Source organism: Ectobacillus soli (assembly GCF_042610425.1).
GTDB lineage: Bacteria > Bacillota > Bacilli > Bacillales > Bacillaceae_G > Ectobacillus.
The window spans coordinates 837,857-856,628 of record NZ_JBGJZM010000001.1 but is presented as its reverse complement, the minus strand read 5'-3'; the positions used below and the strand labels follow the sequence as shown (position 1 = coordinate 856,628).

21 protein-coding genes and 1 pseudogene are annotated in these 18,772 nt (G+C 36.4%); 9 read left to right on the top strand and 13 right to left on the bottom strand.

The annotated features are described in order from the left end of the window. Window positions 1-77 precede the first annotated feature (77 nt). Window positions 78-632 carry a TlpA family protein disulfide reductase gene (locus ACAN53_RS04425; RefSeq protein ID WP_379967582.1) on the bottom strand — a complete coding sequence of 185 codons (555 nt, stop codon included), beginning with the start codon at window positions 630-632 and terminating at the stop codon, window positions 78-80. A gap of 167 nt (window positions 633-799) precedes the next feature. Further along, entirely contained in the window at window positions 800-3,520 is a 2,721-nt protein-coding gene (gene acnA / locus ACAN53_RS04420; RefSeq protein WP_379967579.1) for an aconitate hydratase AcnA, read from the bottom strand. A gap of 431 nt (window positions 3,521-3,951) precedes the next feature. Here acnA and sspO point away from each other — a divergent pair, with 431 nt between their 5' ends. Further along, window positions 3,952-4,101, top strand: a complete 150-nt coding sequence (gene sspO / locus ACAN53_RS04415) for a small acid-soluble spore protein O (RefSeq protein WP_379967576.1) — start codon at window positions 3,952-3,954, stop codon at window positions 4,099-4,101. 55 nt (window positions 4,102-4,156) lie between these two features. Here sspO and ACAN53_RS04410 read toward each other — a convergent pair whose 3' ends face one another. Continuing rightward, a complete protein-coding gene (locus tag ACAN53_RS04410) occupies window positions 4,157-4,414 on the bottom strand; it encodes a hypothetical protein (protein ID WP_379970255.1) in 258 nt (85 codons plus the stop codon). Window positions 4,415-4,424: 10 nt separating this feature from the next. Between ACAN53_RS04410 and ACAN53_RS04405 the strand changes: the two genes are divergently transcribed. Both ACAN53_RS04405 and ACAN53_RS04400 read left to right on the top strand, forming a co-directional pair. Beyond that, on the top strand, window positions 4,425-4,664 hold the full coding sequence (locus ACAN53_RS04405) for a small acid-soluble spore protein P (RefSeq protein WP_379967573.1): 240 nt from the start codon (window positions 4,425-4,427) through the stop codon (window positions 4,662-4,664). Between the two features lie 185 nt (window positions 4,665-4,849). Then, complete coding sequence (locus tag ACAN53_RS04400; RefSeq protein ID WP_379967570.1) at window positions 4,850-5,218, top strand: Hsp20/alpha crystallin family protein; 369 nt, start codon at window positions 4,850-4,852, stop codon at window positions 5,216-5,218. 93 nt (window positions 5,219-5,311) lie between these two features. Here ACAN53_RS04400 and ACAN53_RS04395 read toward each other — a convergent pair whose 3' ends face one another. The 3 genes from ACAN53_RS04395 to ACAN53_RS04385 all read right to left on the bottom strand — a co-directional run bounded on the left by ACAN53_RS04395 (window position 5,312) and on the right by ACAN53_RS04385 (window position 8,980). Beyond that, complete coding sequence (locus tag ACAN53_RS04395; protein WP_379967567.1) at window positions 5,312-6,544, bottom strand: MDR family MFS transporter; 1,233 nt, start codon at window positions 6,542-6,544, stop codon at window positions 5,312-5,314. A gap of 313 nt (window positions 6,545-6,857) precedes the next feature. Beyond that, window positions 6,858-7,970, bottom strand: coding sequence for a CaiB/BaiF CoA transferase family protein (locus ACAN53_RS04390; protein ID WP_379967564.1), 1,113 nt, complete (start codon window positions 7,968-7,970; stop codon window positions 6,858-6,860). Between the two features lie 224 nt (window positions 7,971-8,194). Beyond that, window positions 8,195-8,980: a protein phosphatase 2C domain-containing protein gene (locus tag ACAN53_RS04385; RefSeq protein ID WP_379967561.1), complete on the bottom strand. Its 786-nt coding sequence runs from the start codon at window positions 8,978-8,980 to the stop codon at window positions 8,195-8,197. A 182-nt stretch (window positions 8,981-9,162) separates the two neighbouring features. Between ACAN53_RS04385 and ACAN53_RS04380 the strand changes: the two genes are divergently transcribed. The 3 genes from ACAN53_RS04380 to ACAN53_RS04370 all read left to right on the top strand — a co-directional run bounded on the left by ACAN53_RS04380 (window position 9,163) and on the right by ACAN53_RS04370 (window position 11,151). Next, the gene (locus tag ACAN53_RS04380; RefSeq protein ID WP_379967558.1) at window positions 9,163-9,975 is read left to right on the top strand and encodes a YitT family protein; all 813 of its coding nucleotides are present in this window, start codon (window positions 9,163-9,165) and stop codon (window positions 9,973-9,975) included. A 358-nt stretch (window positions 9,976-10,333) separates the two neighbouring features. Continuing rightward, window positions 10,334-10,630 (top strand): hypothetical protein, encoded by a 297-nt coding sequence (locus ACAN53_RS04375; protein WP_379967555.1) that lies wholly within the window; start codon window positions 10,334-10,336, stop codon window positions 10,628-10,630. 89 nt (window positions 10,631-10,719) lie between these two features. Beyond that, window positions 10,720-11,151 carry a DUF2621 family protein gene (locus ACAN53_RS04370; protein WP_379967552.1) on the top strand — a complete coding sequence of 144 codons (432 nt, stop codon included), beginning with the start codon at window positions 10,720-10,722 and terminating at the stop codon, window positions 11,149-11,151. A 56-nt stretch (window positions 11,152-11,207) separates the two neighbouring features. On the opposite strand, the gene ACAN53_RS04365 is transcribed toward ACAN53_RS04370, so the two are convergent. Both ACAN53_RS04365 and ACAN53_RS04360 read right to left on the bottom strand, forming a co-directional pair. Further along, window positions 11,208-11,714, bottom strand: a complete 507-nt coding sequence (locus ACAN53_RS04365) for a CcdC family protein (RefSeq protein WP_379967549.1) — start codon at window positions 11,712-11,714, stop codon at window positions 11,208-11,210. An 86-nt stretch (window positions 11,715-11,800) separates the two neighbouring features. Continuing rightward, window positions 11,801-12,508: a cytochrome c biogenesis CcdA family protein gene (locus ACAN53_RS04360; RefSeq protein WP_379967546.1), complete on the bottom strand. Its 708-nt coding sequence runs from the start codon at window positions 12,506-12,508 to the stop codon at window positions 11,801-11,803. 172 nt (window positions 12,509-12,680) lie between these two features. Here ACAN53_RS04360 and ACAN53_RS04355 point away from each other — a divergent pair, with 172 nt between their 5' ends. The 3 genes from ACAN53_RS04355 (at window position 12,681) to proC (ending at window position 14,320) form a co-directional block, all read left to right on the top strand. Beyond that, complete coding sequence (locus ACAN53_RS04355; protein WP_379967543.1) at window positions 12,681-12,854, top strand: hypothetical protein; 174 nt, start codon at window positions 12,681-12,683, stop codon at window positions 12,852-12,854. A 264-nt stretch (window positions 12,855-13,118) separates the two neighbouring features. Beyond that, on the top strand, window positions 13,119-13,325 hold the full coding sequence (locus ACAN53_RS04350; protein WP_379967540.1) for a YjcZ family sporulation protein: 207 nt from the start codon (window positions 13,119-13,121) through the stop codon (window positions 13,323-13,325). A gap of 197 nt (window positions 13,326-13,522) precedes the next feature. Further along, the gene (gene proC / locus ACAN53_RS04345; protein WP_379967537.1) at window positions 13,523-14,320 is read left to right on the top strand and encodes a pyrroline-5-carboxylate reductase; all 798 of its coding nucleotides are present in this window, start codon (window positions 13,523-13,525) and stop codon (window positions 14,318-14,320) included. Window positions 14,321-14,406: 86 nt separating this feature from the next. On the opposite strand, the gene ACAN53_RS04340 is transcribed toward proC, so the two are convergent. From ACAN53_RS04340 to ACAN53_RS04320, 5 genes and pseudogenes are all read right to left on the bottom strand, one after another. Next, entirely contained in the window at window positions 14,407-14,838 is a 432-nt protein-coding gene (locus ACAN53_RS04340; RefSeq protein WP_379967534.1) for a YndM family protein, read from the bottom strand. 168 nt (window positions 14,839-15,006) lie between these two features. Further along, window positions 15,007-16,092, bottom strand: coding sequence for a GerAB/ArcD/ProY family transporter (locus ACAN53_RS04335; RefSeq protein ID WP_379967531.1), 1,086 nt, complete (start codon window positions 16,090-16,092; stop codon window positions 15,007-15,009). A gap of 68 nt (window positions 16,093-16,160) precedes the next feature. Continuing rightward, a pseudogene (locus ACAN53_RS04330) lies at window positions 16,161-17,259 on the bottom strand (GerAB/ArcD/ProY family transporter). An 83-nt stretch (window positions 17,260-17,342) separates the two neighbouring features. Next, a complete protein-coding gene (locus ACAN53_RS04325; RefSeq protein ID WP_379967528.1) occupies window positions 17,343-17,570 on the bottom strand; it encodes a hypothetical protein in 228 nt (75 codons plus the stop codon). Then, window positions 17,567-18,766, bottom strand: a complete 1,200-nt coding sequence (locus ACAN53_RS04320; RefSeq protein ID WP_379967525.1) for a Ger(x)C family spore germination protein — start codon at window positions 18,764-18,766, stop codon at window positions 17,567-17,569. The genes ACAN53_RS04325 and ACAN53_RS04320 overlap by 4 nt, the downstream gene beginning before the upstream one ends. Window positions 18,767-18,772 lie beyond the last annotated feature (6 nt).

Here is an 18,772-nt window from a genome sequence, read left to right as displayed (position 1 = left end):
ATTTATGCGATTTATTAGAAAATTCCAAATTCTATGTAGAGTGTCGGATATTTAGATGGATCTTTTAACTTTGCAGCCTATCGTATCGTAGAAATTGTTTGTTCAAGGAAAGATGGTGTCATTGCCCCCACGTATTTTTGACGAATGATTCCCTTTGAATCAATAAAATAAGAGGTAGGAAGCGATATGACTTGATATGTATTTACAACAAGGGATGAGGAATCCAGTAGTACAGGAAATGTATAACCGTTATCATGCATAAAACTTCGAACTTTTTGTTCCCCATTGGTGCGCTCGGAAACAGTATAATTTATAGCAAGCAGTACAGTATTCTCATCCTTTTTCTCGAAGAATGTTTGTAAGACAGGCATTTCCTCTTTGCACGGTGGACACCAGGTTGCCCAAAAATTTACGATAACCTTTTTCCCTTTAAATGAAGATAAAGAAATGCGATCCCCATTCGTTGAAAGCAACGTAAAATTTGGCGCTTCTTTTCCTATTTCAAGCCCTTGTTTCGAAATTACTTCAGTTTCTACACTTTGCTCTACTGCTCTTTGCCCATTAGTTTGCTGGTAAATCGCGTAACCTGACATCGATAGGAACACAAGTATTATTATGATATTTCTTATCACTGCAACCGCCCTCCCATTTTTTGTATATATGTATACAAGTTAGATAGGACCTATGCGTATTAATTCCATCCTTCCTTTGCATATCCTTCTATTTTTTGTTAAATGCAAAAAAACGAGAGGAGAAATCTCCTCTCGTTTTCCATTCAATTTCTTCTATCGATATGAAATTAGCGAGAAACTTTTGCTTCTTTCAATCTGTCACGAAGAACCATTTGTAGAATACCACCGTGACGATAGTAATCAATTTCCACTTCAGAATCAAAGCGGACAACAACTTCAAATTCTTTTGTCTTTCCTTCAGAATCAGTAGCTGTTACTTTAATTAAATCACGTGGTTTTACATTTTCGTCAACATGGATAGCAAATGTTTCATTACCAGTTAAGCCAAGTGTTTCAGAGCTTTCACCTTGTTTGAATTGAAGTGGAAGTACACCCATTAATACAAGGTTGCTGCGGTGAATACGTTCGAAGCTTTCAGCAATAACTGCTTTAATACCAAGTAAGTTTGTACCTTTGGCAGCCCAGTCACGTGAGCTTCCCATACCGTAATCTTTACCTGCGATTACAAGAAGACCAGTACCATCTTGCTTGTATTGCATAGCTGCATCATAGATTGATTTCACTTCGCCAGTTGGCCAGTAAGTTGTAAATCCACCTTCTGTGCCAGGAGCGATTTGGTTTTTAATACGGATGTTTGCAAACGTACCTCTCATCATAACTTCGTGGTTACCACGACGAGAACCGTAAGAGTTGAAATCAACAGGTTCAACACCTTTTGAAGTCAAGTATTTACCAGCCGGTGTATCTTTACGGAATGAGCCTGCAGGTGAAATGTGGTCAGTTGTTACGGAATCACCGAATTTACCAATTACACGAAGACCAGTAATTGCTTCCACTTCTTTCGGTTCTGCAGATAATCCTTCAAAGAATGGAGGATTTTGAATATAAGTAGATTCGTCATCCCATGTGTACAATGCTTCGTTAGAAGTTTCGATTTCGTTCCAACGTTGGTTGTTTTCGAATACAGTTGCATATTCTTTCTTGAACACTTCAGCAGTTACTACAGAAGATACAACTTCTTGTACTTCTTCAGCAGATGGCCAAATGTCATTGAAGTATACAGGTTTTCCTTCTTTATCTGTTCCAAGAACATCATTGCGAAGGTCAATATCAACAGTACCAGCAATAGCGTATGCAACTACTAAAGGCGGTGAAGCTAAGTAGTTAGCTTTTACTAATGGATGGATACGTCCTTCAAAGTTACGGTTACCAGACAATACAGCTGAAACAAGAAGATCGCTTTCTGCAAAAGCTTTTTCAAGTTCAGGTGCTAACGGACCAGAGTTACCGATACATGTTGTACATCCGTAACCAACTGTGTTGAAGCCTAATTGATCTAAATAAGGAGTTAAACCAGCTTTATTTAAATATTCTGTTACAACTTTAGATCCTGGAGCTAAAGAAGTTTTTACGTATTCAGGTACTTGTAAGCCTTTTTCAATTGCTTTCTTCGCTACTAAACCAGCACCGATAAGAACAGATGGGTTAGAAGTATTTGTACAGCTTGTAATAGCTGCGATTGCAATTGCACCTGTTTTGATTTTTACTTCTTTGCCTTCCAGTGTAACGTCTACTTCTTTGTCAAATTCTTTTTCCGTAAAGCCAAAGCCTTGGTTTCCAACTGGAGAAACAACCGCTTTGCGGAAAGCACTTTGCATATTTGAAAGTTCGATTAAGTCTTGTGGACGTTTTGGACCAGAGAGACTTGGTTCGATTGTAGAAAGATCAATTTCTACTACTGTTGTGTAGACAGGATCTTCACTTCCAGGAGTGTAGAACAAGTTATTTGCTTTGCAATATTCCTCAACAACGCGAATTTGTTCTTCATTTCTTCCTGTTAAACGCATATAGTCAAGTGAAATGCTATCGATTGGGAAGAAACCACAAGTAGCACCGTATTCAGGAGCCATGTTTGCAACAGTCGCACGGTCAGCTAATGACATACTTTGTAAGCCTTCACCGAAGAACTCTACGAATTTACCAACAACACCTTGTTTACGAAGAACTTGTGTTACTTTAAGTGCGATATCAGTTGCAGTTGTACCACTTGGAAGCGTTCCAACTAATTTAACACCAATAACTTCTGGAACTGGGAAGTATGAAGGTTGACCAAGCATTCCAGCTTCTGCTTCGATACCGCCAACGCCCCAACCAAGAACACCAATACCATTGATCATAGTTGTATGAGAATCAGTACCTACTAATGTGTCAGGAAATGCTACTTTTTCTCCGTCTACTTCGACAACATGTACAACTGGTGCTAAATATTCAAGATTTACTTGGTGCACAATACCAGTTGCAGGTGGAACTGCACGGTAGTTATCAAATGATTTTTGTGCCCAGCTTAAGAATTTGTAACGTTCACCGTTACGTTTGAATTCTAAATCCATATTGAAGTTTAATGAATCATCTGTTCCAGCTTTATCAACTTGAACAGAGTGGTCAATAACTAGGTCAACTGGAATTTCAGGATTGATTGTGTCAGGATCCCCACCCATATCAGCCATAGCTTTACGAAGTGAAGCTAAGTCAACAACAGCAGGTACTCCAGTGAAGTCTTGTAAAATTACGCGAGATGGTTTGTAAGGAACATCGATATCTTGCACATCTTTTGTTCCCCATTTTGCAAGGTTTTCAACATGTTCTTCTTTAATAACGCGTCCATCAACTTGTCTGAGTACAGATTCAAGCAATACTTTAATGGAATAAGGTAAACGAGAAACATTTCCGATTCCTGCTTCCTCAAGCGCTTTCAAACGATAATATTGATATGGTTGTCCGTCTACTGTAAAAGTAGCTTTTGCGTGAAATGGATCTAATTTTGCCATTAATAAATTCCCCCCTGTTAGCGTGAGAAAAAGTCTAAAATACATTGTATATACATTTTACAATGTTTTACCTTGTTATCTTATTACAACTTCGAGCATAAGTAAACAATAAGAAACTTATAGTTTTCGATAAGAAATACTTATTGCATATTCTCGTATACAATGTATAAAGCTTTATCTACCTAGATATTCTCAAACCAACCAAATAAATGCCGTCACATAAACATTCAATTGAATCGCATGCAATTCTTTGTGTACAATAACATTTCATTACATTTATACTATATCATACATTTGAGCCTAAAAAAACGCTTTCAAGTAATTTCATCCCTCTTTACTCCATAATTTTCTATCTCAATTTGAATATTTTTCGATACATTTGTATATTGTCAGGACAGGTCCCTCATACTATTTTTAGGAGGTGATTCAATTTGGGAAAGCGGAAAGCAAATCACATCATTCCTGGCATGAACGCTGCTTCTGCCCAAGGCAAAGGAACTGGTTATAATGAAGAACTAAGCAATGAACCATTAACTGCAGAGCAACGTCAAAATAATAAAAAGCGTAAAAAAAATCAGTGAAAAACGGACCCCCTTTCATAGCTTCTTCAGGGGGGTCCATTCTCTTTGGCATTTCTTACCCTTCATCAATCCGGTTCATAATGGTATACACATCTTGTTCGTATTTTTCAAGCTGCAGGCGTTGCGTATCACTCGCCGTTTCAAGAGCATTTTGTATTTGCTGATAAGTCTCTTCTACTTCTTTACGTAAATGCTTTAACTCTGCTCCAACGTTTGGACCATCGTTTTTTACACTGCTATAACTATCTGCAACTTGCTTCATTCCTTGCTGTACTGCTTGATATGCTTGTTGTTTGTCTTTATGATACGGCATCGTATTCAATTTGCCTCCTTCATTGATTGTAATCTTCTCTAGCATTTGTCAATTGAGATTAAAGCATACGGGTATAAAAGAAAATAATGCAACCATATTAACAAATAAGGAGGGGATAATTATGAAAGAGAATGCAAACGAAAACCAACAGAAGCAAAGTAGCGGACAGCCAAAGCCGATGAGTGGATCTCACAAAGTAAAAAACCGAAATCATTCACGCCAAAAAAACAATGCTCATCACGACATGTAACTCATTTCATGTTGAAAGGCAAAGTAAAAACGACGAATTTCTATATATTCGTCGTTTTTTCAATTCAAAACACAGAGTGGTTGGATTATCTTTTTGAATACATATTATCATTTTATAAAACGTTTTCACCTTTTTTTTGCTTTTGCATACAATAGTCAGAATTCAACTTTACGGGGGTTTGCGCCATGTGTGCAAAGAAAAATTGCTTCTTACAAGTAGAAGGATTTGAAAATTGGATGCATCAATTTTTCTTAGAGTCAACCGTTATGCCCATTGATTTATTTGAAACAAATCAATCCTACATTTTAGAAGCAAGCATACCTACTTGTTACCCAACCATTTTCATTAAGAAAACACAATTTGGTTTAGGCATCGTTTTTACAACAGAATATGGCGGTAACATCAGACGGAATATCCTATTGCCACGACATATTATGAACAAAAACATGATTGCATATTATGAAAACAAATTGCTTGAAATTATTATTTCTAAAACGGATTGTGTGTTACACGATTCAAATGACATCTTACCAATTACAAAAAAAGAAGAGTAAACAAATGCACCTACTAAAGCAGAACCTTTGCTTCTAACTAACGGATTATATTAATCAAAAAGAGACGACCGTGTTGTCTCTTTTTGATTATAATCATTTATTTATATGTAATAACATACTCTGAATTTGCTTTGTTCTCCTTTTTAGAAGAATATTAACAAGTAATAAAATGGGGAAACTTATGAATCCCAAAATGGCAACAAGAGAAAATACAAATCCACCGTTTTGGTATCCATAGTGTTCAAGGAGAATCCCTCCTAGCCATGGGCCTATCACACTTCCAAACCCAGTAAACCCCATTGCGCCAAAGTAGGACCCTTTTGCATACGAAGGAGAGATTTGATCGATAAAGAGATCTGTCATTGAAAACATGAGCACTTCACCCACTGTAAATAAAATTGTGCAAGCATATACCATCCACTCTGTTTTGGATAATCCAATACAAAATAGCCCTACACTTACGATGAGTGTTCCTATCATTATACTAACGAGCGCAGAGTATTTCTTTCCAATTCTTGTAACGGGATATTGAAAAACAATTACAGACACAGCGTTTATTGTAAGTGCATAAGAAAAAATCTTGACACCATCGTAAAATACACCGGAGTTTGCGAAATACTGCGAAAGATTGGAAGAAAATTGTGAGTAAACTACATTGCAAGCTATAAGACCAATTATAGTAAGGAAGAGAACACGATCTTTACGAATTATATGTAGAGATTGCTTCATTGTAACATGTTGATCTTTTGGTGTTTTTACAAACTCATAGTGTCGAAATTGAATAAGTAAAGATGCCATATATAATATATAAACTGCAGCAGCAACTAAAAAAGGAGTTGTAGATGATGAAGTCCCGAGTTGTAATCCTACAATAGGACCAATAGCAACTCCAGCATTAATCGCTCCATAACGTAAATTAAATATCATCAGTCTATTTTCTGGTTTTGTTAAATCGGATAAAAGAGCGCGAGAGGTTGGCTCAAAAAATGCACGACAAATACCATTCCCTGCATTTAATAAAAAGAAAGCAACTATATTGTCAGCAAATGCAAATCCAATAAAAACAAGCGTCCACACTATGATAGATCCAACCATTATTTTTTCACGACCATATTTATCGGATAAGCTACCGCCAATAAAGCTAGCAAACACGCCTACTAGCATACTAATGCCAATAATAGCTCCTGTTACTGATGGAGATACACCTTTAGTCATTGTCAAATATATTGCAAGAAATGGCATACTCATTGAAGTAGCAAGTCTAGCAAACAAAGTACCAATAATAATATTCCATGCTAGAGGATGGATTTTCACAGTAGCCTGCACACCATTCTCCTTTCTCAAAATTAGTAACAATTTAATTACAAACTATGCAAAGTCTCAAACTTTGCAATGTGTTACATATTTTGCGATATGATTTTTTCAGCAATGTGTAGAAACAATGAACCTATTATAACAAGAAATGAGATGGCAGATTGGATTTGACATTTCATTTTTCCCAAAAATTTTATTCAAGATAGAAGCACTTCTTCATTCTCAAAAGGACATGTAGAGAGGCCACTGCAATACTGCAGTGGCCTCAATTTACTATAACTTTTTATCATTCTCTAATAAACAACTTTAGTCAATACATTACCATTTAACAAGGTATGAGCCCAGCAATTATACCTTTCTTACGCAGGAGCGTAATTTTATTCTCGTCATAACCTAATTTAGATAGCAGTTCACTTGTTTGTTCGCCGAGGACAGGTGGATTTTTTATTTTCAACATATTATGAGTTCGAACGTAGGGCATTGTAATCATGTGCTTTGTATACGGGGAAACAGCTAGCTCATTAGCTTCATATACAGGAGTTAAGCAACAATCTATTTCAAGAGAAGCTTGCTCCCAGTATGCAAAAGGTTTTCCATGGAAAAATGACTTTATTTCTTCGTATACGCTCTCTCCTTCTATAACCTTGGCATGTTGCTTTGAAATCCAATCTTCTCGCCCTGCATAGCGGCAAAAACGTTCCCAGAATTTCTGTTCAACTGCTCCAATTGCAACATATCGTTCGTCAGCCGTTTCATATAAGCAATAGGAAACTTCAGTCCCCGCAAGCACATCTAACCCATTATTCTTACTGTATAAATCATATAACATTACATGATTATTCATTAACATAGTTAAACTATCTGTTAGTGATATATCTAAATAGCAACCTTGATTTGTTCTCTCGCGATCAAACAATGCTGCAAGAATACTTTCGCTTACAAGCATACCTCCAATTTCATCACCAAGCGTTATGTTTGGAATAAATGGTTTTCCATTACTCTTTATTTGAGCAAGCACACCGCTAACTGCCATAAAATTCAAGTCATGACCTGCTAAATGAGAATGGTCATGTCGTTGTCCATAGCCTGTTATCGAGGCATATATGATGTTTTCATTTCGCCTTTTAGCATCCTCATACCCAAGTCCAAGGCGAGACATCGTATGAGGACGAAAGCTTTCTATAATCACATCAGCCTTTTCCATTAGTGACAGGGCTATCTCTGCCCCCTCCTTATCTTTCACATTAATTGCTATACTTTGTTTATTTCGATTATTCGCTGTATAAAGTGCTGTACTTTCTTTATCGAAACTTCTTGCTAAATCGCCAAAAAGTGGTTCAACTTTTATTACAGTTGCCCCTAAATCCGCTAGTCTAAGCGAGGCAAAAGGCCCTGGCAAATAATGAGAAAAATCAAGAACTGTTATATCTTTTAGCATCCTACCTACCTCCATATTATAGTTACTGCAATTATAATTTTTAGAAAGCGCTTACATTTATATACTGATACTTATCCATAGTTACTGCTCCCTGAGGTTAAAAATCCTTAACATGGTTTAATTATAAAAATAATTCATCGTAATAGAAAGAAAAACCCTTCGACATATTCCTGCTTCATTCGTAAAAACAGACATCCCATTTTGAGATGTCTGATCACCAAAGACTACATCATAATAGTAAGAGCTGTTTTATCATCGGCACGTATTCCATTTTTTTGTTCTAGCGCTTCTAACATGGCAACATAGTCTTCGATTCCGTCTTTCCATACGACTGATGCTACCTGTTCCAATGAAAATGTTGGATGAAATAATCCATCTGAACACATAAACAAAGCCTTCACATCACTGCGTTTTATCGTTCCAGTTTGTATATATTCACGAACATTTTCCATTCCATTTGCAACAGAATACCCATCTTTTGTATTCGCCATCGATCGATTATATATAAAACGTCTACTTTCATCGGCATAATATGTCTCATCATATCCCCTCTCCTGTCTATTCTTTTGCGCTCTGGCATTTATTCCTTTTACAGTATCTTTCGTAAGCAAGGTAATCCGACCGTCCAAAAATTTCGCCACAATCATGCAGTCTCCGAGCTGTCCATATTGTATAGCAGAGTCTCCAATACGCACTCCTGCGAAACAAGTAGACCACAAATGATGCTTCTTCGTTTGATCAATATTATAGAGCTTCATTTTGTTAGCAAGAATATGATTTGCCTGAACCATACATTCCACAATGTCTTCTTCTCGTGTAAGAGATTCAAAGTAGGATTGAAAAAGGTGTGATGCCAAATATGCACCGTTGTGACCATTTTCATCTTCGCACGTTACAAGGGGAGTTGCCCCATCACACACCCCGTAGACTTGGATTGTATCGTTACGAACATAAGCATCCTCACACTTTTTTTTGTATGGACTTTTCTTTTGAAAGAATTTTACTTCCATCCTTTTATCCCCCTTAAAATATGAGTTATTTGAAGCTTCCTTACTTTTAAATTGTAGTGTATAATCTTCATTAATTTTCAGATAATTAAAACTAGTAGTAATAAACTGTTTTTACACAAATCACGAAAATTCCATTATAATTTTCATAAAATGTTAAGTTTTTCAGTAAAGGATGGGGTTGAATGCGCAATTTTTTGGGTATTATTATCGGTTCTTTGTTAGTTGCCATTGCTTTCAACTTGTTTCTCATTCCCCATAAAGTCCTAAGCAGTGGCTTGAGCGGCATTGCAATTATCATTGGAATCCTTACTCATCTAAATGTCGGCTTAGTTAACTTTATATTAAACGTGCCAATCCTTATTATAGGATATGTACGACTCGGGAGACGGTTTTTTTTCAACACAGTTTTATCTGTGTTCATTCTTACAATCGGTATGTATGTAATTCCAATACATGCAATTGCAAATGAATCCTTGCTTTCATCGTTATTTGGAGGCGTACTGGTCGGTGCAGGTGTTGCTCTTGTCTTCAATAGTGACGGCTCTACGGGTGGCTTTGACGTAATTGGTTTGATTCTGTCACAGAAAAAAGATATTAAGCTCGGTGGATTTTTCACTATGCTAAATACAGTTGTAATTTGCATATCAGGTTTCTTTTTTAACTGGGATGCTGCGCTAAATAGTCTACTATCTATTTATGTTATGGGCAAAGTAATAGACGCCATTCATACAAAGCATCGGAAGCTAACTCTCATGATTGTTACAAACAAGACAGAAGAAATGAAGGAAGCACTTTTATCTAGCTTCGTTCGCGGCATAACTCTTTTAGATGGAGAGGGCGCATACTCAAGCGAGAAGAAGAGGGTGCTTATGACAGTCATTTCAAAGGATGAATTGGTAGCAATTAAAAATTTAATTGCACATACAGACCCACAAGCATTCGTTAATATTACTGAAACCATCGAAGTGCTCGGACTGTTTCGACGCACAGCCTAAGCAAATCTACCAATACTCAAAAACGTGCACTACATATGAACATACAAGTAAACGGCCGACATAAGTATCAAAATATTGTGTCGGCTGTTTACTTGTATATATAATCAAAATAATTAGAAAATTCAGTATATACAAATTACTTATACTTTCATAAACAATAGTTGTTTCTGTAATTTACCGAGTATTATAATAGTAAAGGCAGCGCAGACTGTTTCGATATCTTTTTACCTTTCTAATCTATGATACTTTTATTATATTTCTTATTCCTTTCTTTAATAAAAAAGAGTATACTATTTTAGAACATATGTTCTTTTTATCTTATTTCTACATAGCATTTTGCACAATAAGGAGTGAGACGATGCTAGATTATCAAACAACATTGTCATGGAACGATACGATGAAGCAAATTCAATATAATTGCTTAGGAAGAGCGATTTCTGACAGACAAAGCTTTGAGAGTGAACTATTAGAATTTTTACGCAATCATGATTATATTACCTTACCTACCATTCTTAGTGGTCTTTCCAAGGAACGTTTTGGATCTTACTCGATTTATACAACCCAAGATAAAAATCGAAAGGTCGGTACACTCATTGTCGAATATAAACGTGAAACAGAACAATTATCCAAAGTGGATGAGGTCTATTTTGTATAATTCTATTGCACGTCTCTTCTTTAGCCTTTATAATAAATTAGAATTCCATAATATGGTTTTTTAGTCGTGGAGAAAACGGGGGTGAATAGTTGCTAAGTGGATGGTTCAGTTGGTTTATATTGCTGTGGACTGTCATCTTACTCTGTCTCATGTTCATCGGTGGGTATTTTATGTTTCGAAAGTTTTTAAAACGACTTCCAAAGAAGGACGGTTTATCCATTCTCGATTGGGAAGCTTATTATATTGACCATACTCGGCATTTATGGAATGACAAAACAAAGGCGCTACTTGAGGAGCTTGTGAAGCCGGTTCCTTCACTTTTTCGTGACGTGGCACGTTCTAAAATTGCAGCAAAAATTGGCGAGCTTGCGTTAACGGAACAAACACATACAATAACCCATGACGTAATTATACGTGGGTACATTCTGGCCACGCCAAAACGCGATCATGCTTACCTAAAAAAAACACTGCAAAGAAATCATATTGATATAACAGCCTATACAAGACTACTTGCGAAATAAGTGTGTATCTACATTAATTTCTATAAGAAAAAGCCTCGAAATTTCGAGGCTTTTTCTTACGTTAACTTTATATCACCATTGTCTAAAAATTCTTTTTGATTCTGCAGCTCATCTGCCAACTTTTTATAAGAGCGATACATAGCCACTCTCCACGAAATAATCATAGCAAACGCCAACAAGAAAAACATCCCACTTAGTTGCCCGAAAGATATAGATTGACTTAAATAGGTTTTTAAACCGATCCGAACGGCTACTAGACCAACTAAAATAAGAATGAACGCTCTTGAGCGCTTCAAATATATCTCTTGTCCGCGAATTTCAAACTTCGATGTTTTAATTAGAAAGATTGAGAAGATTAAACCAACGATAACTGCTTCTCCTATTTCTGCACCAGTTAAACGAAACTGCGGTACCACATACATCAAGGCACCAGTACTCATAAAGAATGGCGGCAAAATGATTTTTTTCAACGAGGTAGGTTTTGCAGCTGCTTTAATACGAATAAATGTGACAGCAATCGCCATAAAAATAGCTACAGCACTTGAAAGAAGTACATAATTCATCTTGTATCATTCCTTTTATGTTCAAAATTACAACGTACTACTATTATATTTCTTTATTGTACCCTTTTCCAATTATAAATTTTGATTTATAAGCCGGTAAATCCACCAAACAATTCTGTAATCGCAATTGTAATCTTCGTAAGTCCATTAAAGTATAGCAAAACCCCCATTGCTATCATAATATACCCCCCAATCTTAACAAGCGTCACACTATTTCGCTTAATCCAAGTAAGTTTTGAGAGAAACAATGACAAGACAAAAAATGGGATTGCAAAACCAAGGACATAGGAAATCATGTAAAGCATTGCAAATTGTGGATTTGTAGCTGCTAGTGCAATCACTCCTGCTAAGATAGGACCTGTACAAGGAGTCCAACCAGCGGCAAATGCAATACCGATTACAAGCGAACCTACATACCCAGATGGTCTGCTTTTAAACGTAAATTTATGATCCTTCATTAGAAATTCTGGTTTAAATACACCGACAATAACGAGTCCAAACAGTACGATGAACAGAGCACCAATTTGACGAATCAAATTTTGATACGAAATAAACAGCTGCCCAATAAAGGTAGTACCATATCCAATAGCTATAAATACGATAGAAAACCCAATCAGAAAAAACGCCGTATGAAGCATACTTCTTTTTTGAAGCATAGCTTGCTCTTCCTTTAATTCCGAAATCGACATCCCAGTAATATAAGAAAGAAAGGCGGGATACAAAGGCAAACAGCATGGCGAAATAAACGACAGAAACCCTGCCCCGAATGCCAAAAAAATATTAATATTTTGCATACTTTTTCCCCTTTCTACATGATTCCATTGTAGCAAATTTTTAATCACTACCGAAATGAAAATAAAAGAGAGATGACAATGAGAAAAAAGGAAGAATGATAATTATCAGGACGAGAAGGGAATTTATTTCCATTGTCGAATATAATCAAAAAAAGGATGGGAGGAATGTATTATGTTATTTCAATTTTCTGTCGAATATTCATTTCATCAGGGTAACCGCTATATATCTGAAACGGTTACTGTTGTGGCTTCATCTGAACAATTAGCGAAACAAAAGGTAGTAACTGAAGTAACTCGCCGCTTTGGTCTAACAGTTTCCCCCCTCATACATGTCCAACAACTTTAAATCCAGTTTATAAGATTGAGCTTTTTCATACCTTTAAAATATAATATCTGTTAGTTTTAATCTATAAACTATAGTTCTCCATATCTATTTTATTCCCTTGGTATTCAACAGCAATCACTGCCATTTTTGCTTATTTATTAAGAATGGACAAGCCCTTTTTATATGGACTACCTTCCAAATAAGATGATTCGCATATGTTAAAGTGAATAACATTATAGTTTTAAACGGGTTTACCCGAATTCATTTTAACAAGGAGGAGTTATAATGGGTCATCCACAAGGTAATGTAGGACCAACAGAAGCTGGTCATCATCATCATGGTCACTTTCATGGTAATAGCGGTTTTGCTCTTGTCGTAGTTTTGTTCATTCTGTTAATCATTATTGGTTGCAGTTGGGGAAGCAGTTGCGGCTATGGCGGTTACGGCGGCGGCTACGGCGGCGGCTACGGCGGCTATGGATACGGTTTCTAGTAAATAAATACAAACTATGAAGATGCCTTGCCAAGCAAGGTGTCTTTTAATATATATGTAAGTAACTGATAATATGAATCCCGTCTTTACAAAAGTCCTCCTTCTTGCACGGTTCCCAATTATTCGCTAAGCTGTACATAGAACTCCTTTTAACAGAGACACATAACACGTTGATTAGATACGGGGGACCCATATACATGAAGAAACAACAAATCTTATTTATCGGCGCAGGTCGAATGGCAGAAGCTATTTTTTCAGGCCTACTGAAAAGAAGTGTAGATGATATTGAATCAATCACTATTTCAAATCAGTCAAACAGAAGCAGACTACTAGAAATGCACCAAAAATACGGAGTACAGACAACAACAAATTGGCGTAATGAAGTAAATCATGCTGACGTTATACTATTAGCACTGCCACCCTATGCGCACGAATCCTTGTTAGCTGAATTATCACCACTGCTCGATAACCAATTTGTCATAACAATAGCAGCTGGAATAGGTCCTTCTTACTTAGAAGAACGGCTACCTTCAAAAACACCTGTTTCGTGGATTATGCCAAACACAGCAGCAGTTGTAGGCGAATCCATGTCACTTTATTGCTTAGGTAGAAAAACAACGGATCATCATCGAAAAGTTTTGCAAATGATTTTACAGGGTATCGGAAATGCAGAGGAATGTACAGAGGAAGAAATTCACCAATTAACAGCTGTTACAGGAAGTGCACCTGCGTTCGTATATTATTTTGCTGAAAGTCTGATACAAACAACGAAAGAATTAGGTATTTCAGAAGAAAAAGCAAAGCAACTTGTTATTCAAATGATATATGGCTCAGCGGCTATGCTACGGGAAGAACAAGATCCTGCTTCATTACGTGAGCAAGTAACTACCCCAGGAGGATCCACTGCAGAAGGGCTACGCGTATTGTATGAAAAACAATTTTCTTCTATATTACAGCAAGCAATTGCTGCAACGAATGAAAAAGCGAGAAACTAATCGGTACTATCCATCTTTATTCAAACAGTCAGTCCTTTCCAATTCTAAACACGGAAAGGACTTTATTGTATATACTATTTCATAAGCTATTCCTTCTTCTCTGGAATCGTTTTCTCCTCACTGAACTCAGTTCCATAGGAAGGGCTAAATTTAGTTCCTTTCATTCGAGAAGAGCGAAGTAATTCCCGCCATGATAATCGGTGAAGAAGTAATGACGCAACTGTTACGAGAACAGCCGATATAATACTTCCCCAAGCCATTTGTAAATAACTATCCAATAGCACATTCCCGAAAATCCAAACACTCATATATGTAATAAGAAAATCAACAATTGCAGCAGGTCCATTACCTATTCGAGGTAAAAGAATGTTTTCCACTACTACATATGAAACAATCGTTACAAACATACTAAACGATAACACTTCAGTTATCGTTGCTGGAAAAAAGATAGCCAACCCAAGAGAGAAAGCAACCACCGATGATAAAAATTTCATTAACAAAAAAGTAGTTTGCTTCATTACGAAAATCCTCCTTTTCGTTTTAGTTTGCAACGAAAAGGAGGATTTTATACATAATCCGACTACTCATAGCGATGGAAGAATTAAATTCACAAGGAAATTTTTAGAATTTTCTTACAATATCAAAAATGATGAGTTGACTTTTTGAGAAATTCGTACCCCTTTCCCCTATTTTCTTATTTTTTTCTGTATGATAGCGATACATAGCAGAACTAATGGAACAAATGTAAAAAGTGAGAATTCTATAAAGGGGATAATAGTTTCTATAAATTTTGACAGTTGCTGCATATTGGGAGATGCCCATATACTAAATATTATGATTAAAAAACCGAATGGAAAAATAAGAGGCCTGAAGTCAGATAGATGTAGCCATTGCGCACTCCCTAAAACAAGCACATACAAGAACACGGAAAGTTTGACAAACACCCCCATCACCCAAATAACAACTACGAAGGATTCAAGATGTTCAAAAAATGTTGCAACACTAATGTATCGGAAAGCAGTAAACACTGGATAAGCATAACTAGTAACTGAGTCTCCAAATAATAGAAGGATGATGATATTGATATAAACCATAGCAATCATGCAAATAATTACTAAGTATATACTCCGTTTCATCGCTACCTTACTATCTGTCAAAAAAGGAAGTAGCATGGATGCAAGGAATATTTGACCAAACCAAAGTGATGGCTGAACTGCTCCTCTAATTGAGGGAAGCAAACCATGCTCCATAATTGGAAATAGATTCTCTGCTTTTAAGTCTTTTAGTAGCAGCACAAATAATAAAATTGTAACCATATAGATGAAAACAAGTATTTGGGCAGACCTTCCTAACACTTCCAATCCAGCTCGAACAGCGAAAGTACATACAAGAATCATACTTCCAGTAACAACAAACATAGGGGTTTTCGGGAGAAAAGTTATCATAACCAAATCCGCATATTCCCTAGCTATCAAACTAGCTACGTACAGAAAATAAAATAAGAAGACAAATCCAAGTATTTTTCCTAGAAATCGCCCCGCAATGTGTTGACTATATTGTATGAGGGTCTCCTTCGGATACTTTTTATGTAACTGGTACACAATAAACATTGTAAAAAATCCATTAAAGGATGCCCACATTGGCGAAATCCACATATCACGATGCGCATATTTTCCTGTAACGACTGGTATGGTAAGAATAGCGGTTGAGAGTATTAATGGTAATAATAACATTGTCATTTGTAAAGCAGAAATTTTCCCTTTTTCAATCATTTTCTGTTTACCTCGTTACTTTTTAGTATATCCACAAAATATTTAAGATTATTTAAATAAAGAATAGATCATCCGTGACAAACTCTATACTTTATTACTGTATAGGAGTATGACTTCTTTTTCTTTACGATATTTATTTTGTATATAAGCAGAAGTAGGAGAAGAGTTGGAATTACCGTTAAAAGTAATGGTATATAAAACGGAAGAATTTCGTCTGCACATTTGGAAAATTCTTGCATATTCCGGTATACCCACAGGCCAAGTAAAGTTAACAAAAAAACAAGTGGAAGTACGATTGACCGGTAGTCAGAGAGATTCATCCACTGCGCAGTACTTAGCACTAGAACATAATAGAGGACTGAAATTTTGATGAACATTATTGTCACCCAAATGACAATAATGACCGCCTCCAAATGTTCAAAAAAATTAGAAATACTGATGTATCGAATCACAACAAATATTGGATAGCTACGACTAGTTGTGAAAGAAGTTCCTCCTAATAAGAAAACAGTCAGCAAATTGAGACCAATCATAACAAGCATCACAACTAGAACTGAAACCATACTCCATTTCATTCCTTTTTCAGAATCCATTACATAAAGAAGAAACATCGATATCTAAAAACTTTGACAAAACCAAGCTTGCAGTGCATATGCTCCCCGAATTGATGGCATCACACCATGCTCCAGTATTGGAAAGATATTCTTTGTCTCTGCGTCCTTAAAGAGTAGGATAACCAATATCAAGATAACAATTATAAATATAGGAGTAAACAGTTGGGCAGCCCTACCTAACACTTCCCCGCCACATCGTACAGCATAACCAAAAACTAAAACTATACTTCCAAGTACTACAATCAGTGGAGTCTTTGGAAAAAAAGAGCTAATGATGAAATCAGCATATTCCCTTACTATCGTTCCCATATCATGTAGGAAATAAAACAAATAAACAAATCCGAGTAGTTTTCCTGGAATCGTACCGATTATGTGCGCTATATTGGATGAATGTTTCTTTTGGATAGTATTTATGCAATTGATATACGATAAACGTTGTGAGAAATCCGATAAGTGCTCCCCAAATTGGAGAGATCCACATATCGCGTTCTGCGTACTTATCCGTTATTGATGGAACAACGAGAATAGCAGTTGCAGTTATTACAGGATACATCATTAGTGCAAGCTGAAATGCAGAAATTTTTCCTTTCTCAATCATTTTTTATCTCCTTCTTTTTGCTAAATCCAATAATCCTATTATTTCTCAAGCAATTGTCCAAACGGTTTGAATAACGTTTCTATCATTTGTGTAGGACCCGGCATGTCAGGAAAGAATAAAAGAAGGATGGCTAGTATCCCCCCCATCGCCATTAAGGTAATAAAGGCAGCTTTTTCTTTTTTCTGCTTCCTATCCATTTTAGGCCATTCATACCACGTAATCAGAATTATTAATACTATTATCCCTACTATCGCTGCCCATTTCATTCCGTTTTTACCTCATTTTCTTTTAAACCCGCCGGTATAGTAGACATACCTGGTCTACGCACATATGTTCGAATATCCATTTTCACATCCACTCGTGGAAGAATTTCATCCCAATGATCTTTGACTTTCTCCCATTCTTTAGGATATTTACGGTGAAACGCATCTGCAAAACCGAAAGCATCTATATGCATCTCCGTCTTCACCTGTGAAAGAGTTTGAACAATGCGTTGTTTAATGACTTGTTCTAACTCTTTTTCTATACGCTTTGTAATGTCGGCACTCATAATGTCAAGATGGGTACCGTTTTGCACCACAGAAGCTTCCGATATTATTTTAACCAAAATTTTCCATTTTCCGTTTTTAATTGTAGGAAGAATTTTCGTCGTTACTCGAATAGGATCTATCGACATGATTTCTCCTTCTTTAATGGCTACTGAAATCGCAGACACTTCGGTTTCATTTCGAAGCCACAACAGTCCTCTCGTTACTTTGTCATCAATTCGACCAACCATTTTTCCCTTCTTGAAAATAGCAGTTCCAGTAATATAATCAACCGTTTCTCGCATTTTTCCGTTTTTTGAAGTTACTGTTTGAATAATAGGCAAAATAGCTGCTTCTGAATCACCAATTATCATTTGTTGAAAATCTTTTACAGTAATATCGGCACCTGTATGAAGTGCAGACAACTTACGGAGTCTTTCTCCTTCAAATAGCTCTAGCGTTGTCTTAGATTTCAGAATATCTGCTGCCAATCCGTCGCTAACAAACAAATTGGCACGTTCCCGAGGTTGTGATTGGCGAAGTAAAAAATCAATCTGCTGATTAATTCCATCTTTAGCAAATGCTTCTCCAAAAATATATGCTTTGCAGTGTCCCAAAAAAAGGACGCGTGTAAATTTTGCTTGAAGGTTTGCCATAGCATCTGCCATATTTTTCCCTGTTGCTGATCTCATCAAGACATTGGAGGTTCCCCCTGCCCCAGATCCTTGCTGCCCGCCACTTACTTTCTTTGGATTTAACACTTGAACAGTAAGCTTAATTTCCTCATTTTTGTCTTTATCAATGGCAGTAGCTAACACCAGTGCTGTATCATTCACTTCTTGTCTGTCCCAACAACCCGTAAGCAGCAAACTAGCCGAAAAAAAGAGAAGAGCAGAATATTTTTTCATCATTTTGAGAGATAAAAATGACTTCATTTTTTG

Coding starts and splice junctions, on each gene's coding strand:
- ACAN53_RS04375 (WP_379967555.1), top strand. CDS start 10,334: ATGCTAGATTATCAAACAACATTGTCATGGAACGATACGATGAAGCAA.
- ACAN53_RS04360 (WP_379967546.1), bottom strand. CDS start 12,508: ATGCAAAATATTAATATTTTTTTGGCATTCGGGGCAGGGTTTCTGTCG.
- ACAN53_RS04385 (WP_379967561.1), bottom strand. CDS start 8,980: ATGGAAGTAAAATTCTTTCAAAAGAAAAGTCCATACAAAAAAAAGTGT.
- proC (WP_379967537.1), top strand. CDS start 13,523: ATGAAGAAACAACAAATCTTATTTATCGGCGCAGGTCGAATGGCAGAA.
- ACAN53_RS04320 (WP_379967525.1), bottom strand. CDS start 18,766: ATGAAGTCATTTTTATCTCTCAAAATGATGAAAAAATATTCTGCTCTT.
- ACAN53_RS04340 (WP_379967534.1), bottom strand. CDS start 14,838: ATGAAGCAAACTACTTTTTTGTTAATGAAATTTTTATCATCGGTGGTT.
- ACAN53_RS04325 (WP_379967528.1), bottom strand. CDS start 17,570: ATGAAATGGGCAGCGATAGTAGGGATAATAGTATTAATAATTCTGATT.
- ACAN53_RS04335 (WP_379967531.1), bottom strand. CDS start 16,092: ATGATTGAAAAAGGGAAAATTTCTGCTTTACAAATGACAATGTTATTA.
- ACAN53_RS04380 (WP_379967558.1), top strand. CDS start 9,163: ATGCGCAATTTTTTGGGTATTATTATCGGTTCTTTGTTAGTTGCCATT.
- ACAN53_RS04400 (WP_379967570.1), top strand. CDS start 4,850: ATGTGTGCAAAGAAAAATTGCTTCTTACAAGTAGAAGGATTTGAAAAT.
- ACAN53_RS04365 (WP_379967549.1), bottom strand. CDS start 11,714: ATGAATTATGTACTTCTTTCAAGTGCTGTAGCTATTTTTATGGCGATT.
- acnA (WP_379967579.1), bottom strand. CDS start 3,520: ATGGCAAAATTAGATCCATTTCACGCAAAAGCTACTTTTACAGTAGAC.
- ACAN53_RS04350 (WP_379967540.1), top strand. CDS start 13,119: ATGGGTCATCCACAAGGTAATGTAGGACCAACAGAAGCTGGTCATCAT.
- ACAN53_RS04410 (WP_379970255.1), bottom strand. CDS start 4,414: ATGCCGTATCATAAAGACAAACAACAAGCATATCAAGCAGTACAGCAA.
- ACAN53_RS04355 (WP_379967543.1), top strand. CDS start 12,681: ATGTTATTTCAATTTTCTGTCGAATATTCATTTCATCAGGGTAACCGC.
- ACAN53_RS04390 (WP_379967564.1), bottom strand. CDS start 7,970: ATGCTAAAAGATATAACAGTTCTTGATTTTTCTCATTATTTGCCAGGG.